The organism is Bacillus haimaensis (assembly GCF_048270625.1).
Taxonomy (GTDB): domain Bacteria; phylum Bacillota; class Bacilli; order Bacillales; family Bacillaceae_I; genus Sutcliffiella_A; species Sutcliffiella_A haimaensis.
Window position 1 is genome coordinate 2920798 of the sequence record NZ_CP158164.1, and the last position, 13035, is coordinate 2933832.

Consider the following 13035-nt stretch of genomic DNA (forward strand, 5'->3'; position numbering starts at 1 on the left):
GAAGACCTGTAAGTTTATTCTACTCTTGTCATCCACTATCTGTTCAGTAAGCTTCCAACATAGCGCAGCAGGTCATTGGCGGAGGTGGAGTTATAGCCATGCTCATCCACCAGTCGTGCCACTACCTCATTAATCTTCTTCAATTGCGTCTCATCCGGGGTCTTGGATGAAGTCGTGATCTTCACCACATCCTTCAGATCAGCAAACAGCTTCTTCTGTATAGCTTCTCTCAGGCGCTCATGGGAGTTGTAGTCAAACCGCTTCCCTTTGCGCGCATAGGCGGAGATGCGGATCAGAATCTCTTCACGGAATGCCTTCTTCGCATTTTCCGAAATACCGATCTGCTCCTCAATGGAACGCATCAGCTTTTCGTCTGCACTCATTTCTTCCCCGGTTAACGGATCGCGCAGTTTCGCTTTATTGCAATACGCCTCCACGTTATCCAGATAGTTATCCATCAATGTCTTAGCAGACTCCTCATAGGAATACACGAACGCCTTCTGTACTTCCTTTTTCGCGATATTATCATATTCTTTTCTGGCAACCGAAATGAAGTTCAGGAATCGTTCACGGTCCTCATTGGATATGGAGGCATGCTGATCCAATCCTTCCTTCAGGGAACGCAGCACATCAAGGGCATTGATGGATGGCACTTCTTTTCGAATAATTGTAGAAGAAATACGGTTGATGACATAACGAGGATCGATCCCGCTCATTCCTTCATCCGCATACTCCTTTTTAAGCTCCTGAATATCGACCGAATTGAAGCCCTCCACCGACTCTCCATCATACAGGCGCATCTTCTTCACCAGATCAATATCACCGCGCTTGGCTTCCTTCAAGCGGGTAAGAATAGTAAACATAGCTGCCACTCTTAACGTATGAGGAGCAATATGAACGTTCGCAACATCGCTCTCATTAATCATCTTCTCATAAATTCTTTCTTCTTCTGTCAGCCTCAAATTATATGGAACCGGCATTACGATAATACGCGAATGCAATGCCTCGTTCTTCTTATTGGCGATAAACGAGCGATATTCCGTTTCATTCGTATGCGCGACAATCAATTCATCCGCACTAATGAGCGCAAATCGCCCAGCTTTGAAATTCCCCTCCTGCGTCAAGGACAATAAGTGCCATAGAAACTTCTCATCGCACTTTAGCATCTCCTGGAATTCCATCATCCCACGATTCGCCTTATTGAGCTCCCCATCAAAACGATAGGCACGCGGGTCGGATTCAGAACCAAACTCCGCTATGGTTGAAAAGTCGATACTGCCCGTCAGATCTGCAATATCCTGCGACTTCGGATCGGATGGACTGAAGGTACCGATACCGACACGCTGATTCTCCGATAGGAAAATCCGCTCAACCAATACATCTTCAATACGTCCCCCATATTCTTTTTCAAGCCTCATCATATTCAATGGCGACAGATTGCCTTCAATTCGAATGCCATACTCCTGATAGAAGTCATCCCTTAAATGGTGCGGGATCAGATGAAGGGGATCTTCATGCATCGGGCACCCCTTGATCGCAAAGATTGCTCCACGTTCTGTATGGGAATACTGCTCCAACCCTCTTTTTAAAATGGTGACAAGCGTAGATTTCCCCCCACTGACAGGTCCCATCAGAAGAAGAATCCTTTTTCGGACATCCAACCGCTTTGCTGCTGGATGGAAATACTCCTCTACCAAGCGCTCCAATGCTTCCTCCAAGCCGAACAAAGCACTGCTGAAGAAATTATACTTCCGCTGGCCATTTACCTCTTCCACACCAGCATCTTTGATCATATTGTAAACCCTTGAATGAGCGGATTGCGCTACCCATGGTTCCCTTTTTATAATCTCCAAGTACTCTCCGAAGGTTCCTTCCCACTTCAGCCGCTGTTCTTCTTCCCGATACTTTTCAATTTTTCTTAAAATATCCATAAGGACCTCCCCTTTATTACATCTTCAAGAGCGTGATTGCGTGATTAATATACTCTATGCTCATCCTGAATGAAACATGCTAAGAAAAGCGGAGGGCGCTCGTTTTGCGGCGTACAAACTGGAGCACACTGACTGAGATAAAGGAAACACGGAGAGCGCTAGCGATCCGATGTTGACTTATCGTAGGGAAGTGGGCGAAGTTTGTTAGCCGCAAGCGCCCGGAGCTAGACAATGAAAAGCGGAGCCGGCTCGTTCTGCCCCGACATAAAAATGGCTGTCATAAATTATCCACACATTCCATTCACATTACTTGTCCTTTGGGATATAATATAGATAGTATGCTTACTTGAAACTACCTTACATAAGGAGGAATTATCTATGGGAACAAGCGGATTCCTGATTCTTGGCGTTTGCCTAGCATTCCTAACAGCAATTTTCACTGCTGGCTTTGAAGGAAAACCAGGTACTCGTAAAAAGTAATAAAAGCACATACAAAAAAGGCCTCCACATGGAAGGCCTTTTCTATTTACACTTCCGGACATTCGATGGAAAGATCCGGATAGCCCTGCTGACGCAAAGCTTCATATATTAAAATAGCTGCCGTGTTCGATAAGTTCAACGAACGGACATTGGTCGTCATCGGCAAACGCAGGCACCGCTCTAAATTGCTCTGAATCAAGTCCTTCGGCAAACCGGTCGTCTCTCTCCCGAAAACAAAGAAGTAGTCTTTATCCAGACTGCTGTAATCAAAAGAGCTATGCGGCTTTGTTCCATACTTCGTAATATAGAAAAATTCCGCTTCCTTGTTCTTTTCAAACAACTCATCCAAAGAATCGTAATATAACACGTTCACAAATTCCCAATAATCCAGACCCGCTCTTTTCAGCATTTTATCATCTGTTGAAAAGCCCAAAGGTCGGATCAGGTGCAAAGTAGTGTTGGTTGCTGCACAAGTACGTGCAATGTTTCCTGTATTAGCCGGAATCTCTGGTTGATATAGTACAACATGTAATCCCACAATCGTCACCTCAATTTATACCTCAAATATTTCCTATACAACAATACCTTTTTATTGAATGAGAAGCAACCTTTAATTCCTGTCGATGATATGAAAAAACTTGTATTTGATATTCGGTGTATAAGCGGTGGAATCCTCATACTTCCAATACCGCATTCTACTATTATAAGTGTGCGCATTTACCAGTGGCTCATTATTCGGATCCTTGGCTACCACAATCGTATTATGGTCAAATCGACCATCACCTTCAAAATCATAACAGATGACATCCCCTGGCATGAGCAGATCCGCACGTGCCACTTCTCTTGACTTCATCCCCGATTTGGCAGTAGGGAGGTACCAGCGGAGGGCATTTGCGACAGTCCAGGTGTAGCTCCAGTCTTTGTTCCTCATCCACCACGCACCGCTTTTTTTCGGATAACCAACCATTGGAGCTCCGCCTTCATGCAAGCACTGAGAAATGTAATTTGTACAGTCCACATCAAATTTCTTGTACTTTGGATTAAACGTATTCCACCATTGCTCCGCGTAGCGAACTGCTTCCAACCTATTATAAGTAAATCTCACGTTCCTTTCCAAGTCTTCCTCCTCCATCGATGGAAGGGATACCTCCTGCATATTCACGCCCTCTTCATGCAGGGGTATATCCTGGACAACATCTTCTCCATGCCAAACTGCATAGCGTTGATCCGCTTCTTCCTCCATATACAGCTCTTCCTTAAGCTTTATGAGATACCTCACATGCACTTCATATATGGCTGCCTCTTCGTCCATATCCCTGTTCATGGATAGGATTCTCCCAGTTGCGTAACATTTCACGATTTCCGCACCTCGCCTGCGATGCATCTCCTGCTTACTTGAAATAGTATCTCCATTAATAATGGCTCTACCTGAATGCCTGCTTTTAGATACATATTGTTCCAACCTTTTCTGAATATGCAGCATAAGCTTCTCCCTCATGTACAACCCTCCATCATATTATCCTTATATTCATAGTATGATGGGGGATTGATAATCATTAGAAAAAGTTGGAATACAAAAAAAACGAGAGTTTCACCCCTCGCCTTTTAGCATCTCTATCCCTTTATCAATTTCAGATCGTACATCTTCATCCTTTTCTGTCTCTTTAAACTTAATTAATGCTTCCAGCGCAGATATATCTCCTATTTTTCCGACTGCCCAAGCAGCAGTACCACGTATAACAGGCCTAGTATCATTCTTCATCAATTCCAATAGATCAGGAACAGCCGTCTTGTCCTTATAATGTGCCAGCGCCAAAATGGCATTACGCTGGATAGGCTTCTTCCCTCTCCACGAGCCTGAAACCCTTTCAAACCTTTCCTTGAATTCCCTATTTGATATTGTGAGAAGAGGCTTCAACGTTGGCTTCACAATTTCTGGATCCGGCTCCATTTCAGGATGCAAATGAAAGTCCATCCCCTTGTTTTCAGGACATACCGTCTGACAGGTATCACAGCCATAAAGTCGGTTACCGATCTTCGTCCGATACTCCTCTGCCAGGAACCCTTTCGTCTGTGTCAAAAACGCAATGCATTTATTCGAATCGAGCTGTCCACCTTGAACAAGCGCTCCTGTCGGACATACCTCCACACATTTATTGCATGTACCGCAATTATCCTCCAAAGGCTTATCCGGTTCAAAGGCAATGGTCGTAATCATTTCCCCTAGATACACATAAGACCCAAACTCGGGAGTAATGATTGCACAGTTCTTACCGCTCCAGCCGATGCCTGCACGTTCTGCTACAGCACGGTCACTAAGCTCACCTGTATCAACCATTGATTTCATAGATGCATCAGGCTGTTTCTCCCTTATGAATGCCTCCAACTGCTGGAGCTTGTCCCTCAAAATATGATGATAGTCCATTCCCCAGGAAGCACGGCAGAAAATCCCTCTCCGATCCTCCCGTGTACTCCGTGGAGCATCCTTCAGCTTCGACGGATAGGCCAATGCGATGGCAATGATTGATTTAGCTCTTGGAAGCAGCAATTCAGGATTCGTCCTCTTCTCAATATCAGACTCCTCAAAGCCAGACTGAAACCCGTTTTCCTGCTGCACTCGCAACCTCTCTTTCAACCCGGTAAAAACACCTGCACTAGCAAATCCGATTTTATCGATACCTATCTCTTTGCTAAAAGCAATTATCTCGTCCTTCAACTTCCGGTTGGCTATATTCAAAATAAACACCTCCTCTATAAAAACTGCTTAAAGCCTTTCTATCATTCATCATTTCTATATCCTAAACGAAATATGATACACTTACCATATTGAAAACAATGGAAGGGATGAAAAGTATGCAAGTAACGCTGGAATCTATAGTCAAAAAACTTATCCCCAATGCAAAATTCGGTATCATATTCTATGAAGATATCACAATTGGCAGCTCCCCTCAAATGCTGAAAGGAAGGATCCGCCTTTTTCAGGAATCCTTGAACATAGACCTGCTTGAGAAAGAAATGAAAGACATACCAGGAATCATGGAATGGCGGTCTGTCTTCAAACAAACCGGCACAGACCCTTCCAGATATCGCCCTTCGGTTGAAGCCCTTTATCGCCGTATTAAAAAAGGACAGTTCCTGGAGCCTTTCAACTCTGCTGTAGACCTGAATAACTTCTTCTCCCTAAAATACGAAATCCCCCTAGGTATCTATGATTCCACAAAGATTAACGGGGACATCTCCATTACAATTGGAGAGGCAGAAAGCACCTACGAAGGACTCAATGGTCGGGAAATCAGCCTCAAGAACATGGTACATGCAAAAGACGCCACAAGCTCCTTCGGCAGTCCCTTTGTAGACAGCCAAAGAACCGCCATCACAGAAACCACCACTTCAGCAGTACAGATCATATACCTTAAGCCCTCCATGGACACAGAAGAATGCAAAAAAATGCTAGACGCCATTCTAAAAATGTTCACCCAAGTCCATGGCGGCACGGGACGCGTAGTCATGTTGGGGACAGGTTCCTTGTCCCACATAAACAACAGCATATAAATTGAGAGCCTCTTCATTTAACAAGAAGGGGCCTTTTGCATTCGCTGCCTTTTATGTATAAACTAAAAAACGCAATGCATCGTTTTCAAGAAACGAGACACTGCGTTATATACTATGTATGGAGCGGGTGATGGGAATCGAACCCACGACATCAGCTTGGAAGGCTGAGGTTTTACCATTAAACTACACCCGCATAGACAGGTTCGAGAACTTGTCTATACTTTAAGTACCGGTGGCCGGGGTCGAACCGGCACTCCAGAGGAACACGATTTTGAGTCGTGCGCGTCTGCCAATTCCGCCACACCGGCATAACAATAAAACAACTATTCAAATGGTGCCGAGGACCGGAATCGAACCGGTACGGTAGTCACCTACCGCAGGATTTTAAGTCCTGTGCGTCTGCCAGTTCCGCCACCCCGGCTTATATCTATATAAGCCTTCGTTTTTTGAATAGTGGAGGTGGCAACCGGATTTGAACCGGTGATAAAGGTTTTGCAGACCTTGGCCTTACCACTTGGCTATGCCACCTGAATGTTATATGGAGCGGAAGACGGGATTCGAACCCGCGACCCCCACCTTGGCAAGGTGGTGTTCTACCACTGAACTACTTCCGCAAAATGGCTGGGCTAGCTGGATTCGAACCAACGCATGTCGCAGTCAAAGTGCGATGCCTTACCGCTTGGCTATAGCCCAATAATATTGCTATTAATATTTATGCTATTTGTATTGATCTATATGAGTAAATCAATCATTTAAAAAATAATGGGGCGACTGATGGGAATCGAACCCACGAATGCCTGAACCACAATCAGGTGCGTTAACCACTTCGCCACAACCGCCACAATATTAATAAAAATTGGCAGGGGCAGTAGGAATCGAACCCACACCGGAGGTTTTGGAGACCTCTGTTCTACCGTTAAACTATGCCCCTATAGATGAATATGTTACTCTTTTTTAGAAAATGGTGGAGGGGGGCAGATTCGAACTGCCGAACCCGAAGGAGCGGATTTACAGTCCGCCGCGTTTAGCCACTTCGCTACCCCTCCATATATGTGGTGCCGGCGATAGGAGTCGAACCCACGACCTACTGATTACAAGTCAGTTGCTCTACCAACTGAGCTACACCGGCAAATGAAAACTTTTCAAGGAAAATGGTGGCTCGGGACGGAATCGAACCGCCGACACATGGATTTTCAGTCCATTGCTCTACCAACTGAGCTACCGAGCCTTAAAAATGGCGGTCCCGACCGGGATCGAACCGGCGATCTCCTGCGTGACAGGCAGGCATGTTAACCGCTACACCACGGGACCATTTTGGTTGCGGGGACAGGATTTGAACCTGCGACCTTCGGGTTATGAGCCCGACGAGCTACCAGACTGCTCCACCCCGCGATAATATTAATTAAGTTATGACTTATAGTATTCTATAAAAACTTAATGGTGGAGGATGACGGGATCGAACCGCCGACCCTCTGCTTGTAAGGCAGATGCTCTCCCAGCTGAGCTAATCCTCCAATGTAATAAAAGTTATTTTCAAAAGGAATATTTTTTTCGCTAGCGCGATTTGGTTAGTTATTTTCGCTAGCGCGAAAAAACTTTGGTGACCCGTACGGGATTCGAACCCGTGTTACCGCCGTGAAAGGGCGGTGTCTTAACCGCTTGACCAACGGGCCAATAAATAATGGCGGAGAGCAAGGGATTTGAACCCTTGAGACGGCGTTGACCGTCTACACGATTTCCAATCGTGCTCCTTCGGCCACTCGGACAGCTCTCCATAATATGGCTCCACCAGTAGGATTCGAACCTACGACCCTTCGGTTAACAGCCGAATGCTCTACCGCTGAGCTATGGTGGATCAATATCAGCCTGGCAACGTCCTACTCTCACAGGGGGACAGCCCCCAACTACCATCGGCGCTGAAGAGCTTAACTTCCGTGTTCGGTATGGGAACGGGTGTGGCCTCTTCGCCATCATTACCAGACAAATATTATTATAATATATCTTTGAAGAAAATCAAGCATTTTTTTGCTATATTCCTTCAAAACTAGATAACGTTTTTCTTATCAAGATTCACAAGTGTCGTTCATTGTTTTTTGGTTAAGTCCTCGATCGATTAGTATTCGTCAGCTCCACATGTCGCCATGCTTCCACCTCGAACCTATCTACCTGATCATCTTTCAGGGATCTTACTTACCGAAGTAAAAGGAAATCTCATCTTGAGGGGGGCTTCATGCTTAGATGCTTTCAGCACTTATCCCGTCCGCACGTAGCTACCCAGCTATGCCTTTGGCAAGACAACTGGTACACCAGCGGTGCGTCCATCCCGGTCCTCTCGTACTAAGGACAGCTCCTCTCAAATTTCCTGCGCCCACGACGGATAGGGACCGAACTGTCTCACGACGTTCTGAACCCAGCTCGCGTACCGCTTTAATGGGCGAACAGCCCAACCCTTGGGACCGACTACAGCCCCAGGATGCGATGAGCCGACATCGAGGTGCCAAACCTCCCCGTCGATGTGGACTCTTGGGGGAGATAAGCCTGTTATCCCCGGGGTAGCTTTTATCCGTTGAGCGATGGCCCTTCCATGCGGAACCACCGGATCACTAAGCCCGACTTTCGTCCCTGCTCGACTTGTAGGTCTCGCAGTCAAGCTCCCTTGTGCCTTTACACTCTGCGAATGATTTCCAACCATTCTGAGGGAACCTTTGGGCGCCTCCGTTACTCTTTAGGAGGCGACCGCCCCAGTCAAACTGCCCACCTGACACTGTCTCCCAGCCCGATAAGGGCTGCGGGTTAGAATTTCAATACAGCCAGGGTAGTATCCCACCGACGCCTCCACCGAAGCTAGCGCTCCGGCTTCTCAGGCTCCTACCTATCCTGTACAAGCTGTACCAAAATTCAATATCAGGCTACAGTAAAGCTCCACGGGGTCTTTCCGTCCTGTCGCGGGTAACCTGCATCTTCACAGGTACTATAATTTCACCGAGTCTCTGGTTGAGACAGTGCCCAGATCGTTACGCCTTTCGTGCGGGTCGGAACTTACCCGACAAGGAATTTCGCTACCTTAGGACCGTTATAGTTACGGCCGCCGTTTACTGGGGCTTCGGTTCAAAGCTTCGCTTGCGCTAACCTCTCCCCTTAACCTTCCAGCACCGGGCAGGCGTCAGCCCCTATACTTCGCCTTACGGCTTCGCAGAGACCTGTGTTTTTGCTAAACAGTCGCCTGGGCCTATTCACTGCGGCTCTCTCGGGCTTTAACACCCTAACAGAGCACCCCTTCTCCCGAAGTTACGGGGTCATTTTGCCGAGTTCCTTAACCAGAGTTCTCTCGCTCACCTTAGGATTCTCTCCTCGCCTACCTGTGTCGGTTTGCGGTACGGGCACCATACTCCTCGCTAGAGGCTTTTCTTGGCAGTGTGAAATCAGGAACTTCGGTACTATATTTCCCTCGCTGTCACAGCTCAGCCTTATAGGAGAAGCGGATTTGCCTACTTCTCAGCCTTGCTGCTTAGACGCACATATCCAACAGTGCGCTTACCCTATCCTTCTGCGTCCCCCCATTGCTCAAACGGAGTGGAGGTGGTACAGGAATATCAACCTGTTATCCATCGCCTACGCCTTTCGGCCTCGGCTTAGGTCCCGACTAACCCTGAGCGGACGAGCCTTCCTCAGGAAACCTTAGGCATTCGGTGGAAGGGATTCTCACCCTTCTTTCGCTACTCATACCGGCATTCTCACTTCTAAGCGCTCCACCAGTCCTTCCGGTCTAGCTTCAACGCCCTTAGAACGCTCTCCTACCACTGTTCGTAAGAACAGTCCGCAGCTTCGGTGATACGTTTAGCCCCGGTACATTTTCGGCGCAGAGTCACTCGACCAGTGAGCTATTACGCACTCTTTAAATGGTGGCTGCTTCTAAGCCAACATCCTGGTTGTCTAAGCAACTCCACATCCTTTTCCACTTAACGTATACTTTGGGACCTTAGCTGGCGGTCTGGGCTGTTTCCCTCTTGACTACGGATCTTATCACTCGCAGTCTGACTCCCATAGATAAGTCTTTGGCATTCGGAGTTTGACTGAATTCGGTAATCCGATGAGGACCCCTAGTCCAATCAGTGCTCTACCTCCAAGACTCTAACATATGAGGCTAGCCCTAAAGCTATTTCGGAGAGAACCAGCTATCTCCAGGTTCGATTGGCATTTCACCCCTACCCACACCTCATCCGCTCACTTTTCAACGTGAGTCGGTTCGGGCCTCCATTCAGTGTTACCTGAACTTCACCCTGGACATGGGTAGATCACCTGGTTTCGGGTCTACGACCACGTACTCATTCGCCCTATTCAGACTCGCTTTCGCTACGGCTCCGTCTCATCGACTTAACCTTGCACGGGATCGTAACTCGCCGGTTCATTCTACAAAAGGCACGCTATCACCCATTAACGGGCTCTAACTACTTGTAGGCACACGGTTTCAGGATCTATTTCACTCCCCTTCCGGGGTGCTTTTCACCTTTCCCTCACGGTACTGGTTCACTATCGGTCACTAGGGAGTATTTAGCCTTGGGAGATGGTCCTCCCTGCTTCCGACGGGATTTCTCGTGTCCCGCCGTACTCAGGATCCACTCAGGAGGGAACGAAGTTTCAACTACAGGGTTTTTACCTTCTATGACGGACCTTTCCAGATCGCTTCATTTACCCCGTTCCTTTGTAACTCCATGTTGAGTGTCCTACAACCCCAAGAGGCAAGCCTCTTGGTTTGGGCTAATTCCGTTTCGCTCGCCGCTACTCAGGAAATCGCGTTTGCTTTCTCTTCCTCCGGGTACTAAGATGTTTCAGTTCCCCGGGTCTGCCTTCAGTACCCTATGTATTCAGGTAAAGATACTGCTCCATTACGAGCAGTGGGTTTCCCCATTCGGAAATCTCCGGATCAAAGCTTACTTACAGCTCCCCGAAGCATATCGGTGTTAGTCCCGTCCTTCATCGGCTCCTAGTGCCAAGGCATCCACCGTGCGCCCTTAATAACTTAACCGTTGACAAACTAATTGTCATGTTTTTTCGATATCAGCGATGATATCTTAAAAGAAAATTACTAAGATGAACGATACTTGTGAATGTATCTTGATATTACTTAACGTTATCTAGTTTTCAAGGAACATGGCTACTGATTTGCATCACTTCATGCGATGCTTCAGAGCGTTACTTCATGCTGCCATGCGCTGAGGAATCCAACTTCTTGAATTCACTTGCAGACGCAAGCGCATATTTTTTTGAGAGAATGCTCTCTCAAAACTAAACAAAACAAACAGCGTCATATTCCTTAGAAAGGAGGTGATCCAGCCGCACCTTCCGATACGGCTACCTTGTTACGACTTCACCCCAATCATCTGTCCCACCTTAGGCGGCTGGCTCCAAAAGGTTACCCCACCGACTTCGGGTGTTACAAACTCTCGTGGTGTGACGGGCGGTGTGTACAAGGCCCGGGAACGTATTCACCGCGGCATGCTGATCCGCGATTACTAGCGATTCCGGCTTCATGCAGGCGAGTTGCAGCCTGCAATCCGAACTGAGAACGGTTTTATGGGATTGGCTCGACCTCGCGGTTTTGCTGCCCTTTGTACCGTCCATTGTAGCACGTGTGTAGCCCAGGTCATAAGGGGCATGATGATTTGACGTCATCCCCACCTTCCTCCGGTTTGTCACCGGCAGTCACCTTAGAGTGCCCAACCTAATGCTGGCAACTAAGATCAAGGGTTGCGCTCGTTGCGGGACTTAACCCAACATCTCACGACACGAGCTGACGACAACCATGCACCACCTGTCACTCTGTCCCCCGAAGGGGAAAGCCCTATCTCTAGGGTTGTCAGAGGATGTCAAGACCTGGTAAGGTTCTTCGCGTTGCTTCGAATTAAACCACATGCTCCACCGCTTGTGCGGGCCCCCGTCAATTCCTTTGAGTTTCAGTCTTGCGACCGTACTCCCCAGGCGGAGTGCTTAATGCGTTAGCTGCAGCACTAAAGGGCGGAAACCCTCTAACACTTAGCACTCATCGTTTACGGCGTGGACTACCAGGGTATCTAATCCTGTTTGCTCCCCACGCTTTCGCGCCTCAGTGTCAGTTACAGACCAGAAAGTCGCCTTCGCCACTGGTGTTCCTCCAAATCTCTACGCATTTCACCGCTACACTTGGAATTCCACTTTCCTCTTCTGCACTCAAGTTCCCCAGTTTCCAATGACCCTCCACGGTTGAGCCGTGGGCTTTCACATCAGACTTAAAAAACCACCTGCGCGCGCTTTACGCCCAATAATTCCGGATAACGCTTGCCACCTACGTATTACCGCGGCTGCTGGCACGTAGTTAGCCGTGGCTTTCTGGTTAGGTACCGTCAAGGTGCGAGCAGTTACTCTCGCACTTGTTCTTCCCTAACAACAGAGCTTTACGACCCGAAGGCCTTCATCACTCACGCGGCGTTGCTCCATCAGACTTTCGTCCATTGTGGAAGATTCCCTACTGCTGCCTCCCGTAGGAGTCTGGGCCGTGTCTCAGTCCCAGTGTGGCCGATCACCCTCTCAGGTCGGCTACGCATCGTCGCCTTGGTGAGCCGTTACCTCACCAACTAGCTAATGCGCCGCGGGCCCATCCTTAAGTGATAGCCGAAACCATCTTTCAATAAGGAACCAGGAGGTTCCTTATATTATCCGGTATTAGCTCCGGTTTCCCGAAGTTATTCCAGTCTCAAGGGCAGGTTGCCCACGTGTTACTCACCCGTCCGCCGCTGACTTACAAAAGCAAGCTTTTGTAAGTCCGCTCGACTTGCATGTATTAGGCACGCCGCCAGCGTTCATCCTGAGCCAGGATCAAACTCTCCAATAAAGAGTTTGAGCTTATGCTCAAATGTTGACTAGCTTATATTTCTTTTTCGTTCTTTGTTAATCTCGATAAGATTAACGTGGACGCTGTTGTTTTGTTTAGTTTTCAAAGATCATTTCAATCAGTCAATCGCTCAGAAGCGACTTTATTAATATAACATGTTTCATCATTTCAAGTCAACATGTTTTTTAACTTTTTTCTTTCGTT

General features: G+C 47.5%; 5 protein-coding genes, 17 tRNA genes and 3 rRNA genes. 1 reads left to right on the forward strand and 24 read right to left on the reverse strand.

The features are described from left to right. Nucleotides 1–35: 35 nt before the first annotated feature. The 4 genes from ABN702_RS14820 to queG all read right to left on the reverse strand — a co-directional run bounded on the left by ABN702_RS14820 (nt 36) and on the right by queG (nt 5142). Complete coding sequence (locus ABN702_RS14820; protein WP_417897575.1) at nt 36–1931, reverse strand: PrkA family serine protein kinase; 1896 nt, start codon at nt 1929–1931, stop codon at nt 36–38. Nucleotides 1932–2457: 526 nt separating this feature from the next. Beyond that, nucleotides 2458–2958, reverse strand: a complete 501-nt coding sequence (trmL, locus tag ABN702_RS14825; protein WP_417897576.1) for a tRNA (uridine(34)/cytosine(34)/5-carboxymethylaminomethyluridine(34)-2'-O)-methyltransferase TrmL — start codon at nt 2956–2958, stop codon at nt 2458–2460. A 63-nt stretch (nt 2959–3021) separates the two neighbouring features. Further along, nucleotides 3022–3909: an amidase domain-containing protein gene (locus ABN702_RS14830; protein ID WP_417897577.1), complete on the reverse strand. Its 888-nt coding sequence runs from the start codon at nt 3907–3909 to the stop codon at nt 3022–3024. Nucleotides 3910–4002: 93 nt separating this feature from the next. Next, nucleotides 4003–5142 carry a tRNA epoxyqueuosine(34) reductase QueG gene (gene queG / locus ABN702_RS14835; RefSeq protein ID WP_417900926.1) on the reverse strand — a complete coding sequence of 380 codons (1140 nt, stop codon included), beginning with the start codon at nt 5140–5142 and terminating at the stop codon, nt 4003–4005. A gap of 122 nt (nt 5143–5264) precedes the next feature. Here queG and ABN702_RS14840 point away from each other — a divergent pair, with 122 nt between their 5' ends. Next, nucleotides 5265–5963, forward strand: a complete 699-nt coding sequence (locus tag ABN702_RS14840) for a B3/4 domain-containing protein (protein WP_417897578.1) — start codon at nt 5265–5267, stop codon at nt 5961–5963. Nucleotides 5964–6082: 119 nt separating this feature from the next. On the opposite strand, the gene ABN702_RS14845 is transcribed toward ABN702_RS14840, so the two are convergent. From ABN702_RS14845 to ABN702_RS14940, 20 genes are all read right to left on the reverse strand, one after another. Beyond that, a tRNA-Gly gene (locus tag ABN702_RS14845) sits at nt 6083–6156 on the reverse strand. A 34-nt stretch (nt 6157–6190) separates the two neighbouring features. Beyond that, nucleotides 6191–6271, reverse strand: a tRNA-Leu gene (locus ABN702_RS14850). Between the two features lie 24 nt (nt 6272–6295). Beyond that, nucleotides 6296–6384 (reverse strand) — tRNA-Leu (locus ABN702_RS14855). Between the two features lie 33 nt (nt 6385–6417). Continuing rightward, nucleotides 6418–6491 (reverse strand) — tRNA-Cys (locus ABN702_RS14860). 11 nt (nt 6492–6502) lie between these two features. Beyond that, nucleotides 6503–6577 (reverse strand) — tRNA-Gly (locus tag ABN702_RS14865). A gap of 4 nt (nt 6578–6581) precedes the next feature. After that, a tRNA-Gln gene (locus ABN702_RS14870) sits at nt 6582–6656 on the reverse strand. A gap of 70 nt (nt 6657–6726) precedes the next feature. Then, nucleotides 6727–6802, reverse strand: a tRNA-His gene (locus tag ABN702_RS14875). An 18-nt stretch (nt 6803–6820) separates the two neighbouring features. Beyond that, nucleotides 6821–6894 (reverse strand) — tRNA-Trp (locus ABN702_RS14880). 31 nt (nt 6895–6925) lie between these two features. Then, nucleotides 6926–7009, reverse strand: a tRNA-Tyr gene (locus tag ABN702_RS14885). Nucleotides 7010–7016: 7 nt separating this feature from the next. Next, nucleotides 7017–7092, reverse strand: a tRNA-Thr gene (locus ABN702_RS14890). 23 nt (nt 7093–7115) lie between these two features. Then, nucleotides 7116–7191, reverse strand: a tRNA-Phe gene (locus ABN702_RS14895). Nucleotides 7192–7198: 7 nt separating this feature from the next. Beyond that, nucleotides 7199–7274, reverse strand: a tRNA-Asp gene (locus ABN702_RS14900). A 4-nt stretch (nt 7275–7278) separates the two neighbouring features. Continuing rightward, nucleotides 7279–7355 (reverse strand) — tRNA-Met (locus ABN702_RS14905). 46 nt (nt 7356–7401) lie between these two features. Next, nucleotides 7402–7477 (reverse strand) — tRNA-Val (locus ABN702_RS14910). A gap of 84 nt (nt 7478–7561) precedes the next feature. Then, nucleotides 7562–7636, reverse strand: a tRNA-Glu gene (locus ABN702_RS14915). Between the two features lie 9 nt (nt 7637–7645). Beyond that, a tRNA-Ser gene (locus tag ABN702_RS14920) sits at nt 7646–7737 on the reverse strand. Between the two features lie 6 nt (nt 7738–7743). Then, nucleotides 7744–7818: transfer RNA gene (locus ABN702_RS14925), tRNA-Asn, on the reverse strand. Nucleotides 7819–7827: 9 nt separating this feature from the next. Further along, nucleotides 7828–7944 (reverse strand): 5S ribosomal RNA (rrf, locus tag ABN702_RS14930). Nucleotides 7945–8056: 112 nt separating this feature from the next. After that, a 23S ribosomal RNA gene (locus ABN702_RS14935) occupies nt 8057–10989 on the reverse strand. Between the two features lie 292 nt (nt 10990–11281). Then, nucleotides 11282–12831, reverse strand: a 16S ribosomal RNA gene (locus ABN702_RS14940). Together the 16S, 23S and 5S rRNA genes with 17 tRNA genes alongside form the textbook arrangement of a ribosomal RNA operon. Nucleotides 12832–13035: the final 204 nt, after the last annotated feature.